The following is a 468-nucleotide window of genomic DNA, read 5'->3' as shown; positions in this document are numbered from 1 at the left end:
TATTAAGGATGAACTTCGAATAGGTAGAACGATAAAGCAAGCCTTTTCTAAAGCAAACAAAAGTTCATTCCTAACAATTTTTGATTCTAACTTAACAACAGTTATCGCCGCAGCAGTATTATTCTTCTTCGGTGAAAGTTCAGTTAAAGGTTTCGCGACAATGTTATTATTAGGTATTCTAATGATCTTTGTTACAGCCGTGTTCTTATCAAGATTCTTATTATCATTACTTGTTTCATCAAATATATTCAAAAATCAATTTTGGTTATTTGGTGTTAAAAAGAATAAACGACATGATATTAATGAAGGTGTAGATGTTCATGACCTTAAAACTTCATTCGAGAAATGGAATTTTGTTAAATTAGCTAAGCCATTAATTGGAGTAAGTATTTTAATTGTAGTTGTCGGTTTAGTTATTCTTTATATCTTCAAGTTAAACTTAGGAATTGATTTCTCAAGTGGTACACG

General features: G+C 29.9%; 1 pseudogene. It reads left to right on the top strand.

Annotated features, from left to right (window positions below):
• Window positions 1–468: pseudogene (locus CKW40_RS46250) on the top strand (hypothetical protein); the annotation flags it as partial.

It is taken from the genome of Mesorhizobium carmichaelinearum (assembly GCF_900199455.1).
In the GTDB taxonomy this organism is placed as follows: domain Bacteria; phylum Pseudomonadota; class Alphaproteobacteria; order Rhizobiales; family Rhizobiaceae; genus Mesorhizobium; species Mesorhizobium carmichaelinearum.
Note: the sequence above shows the minus strand (reverse complement) of the source record. Positions and strands in the feature narration are given on the sequence as shown.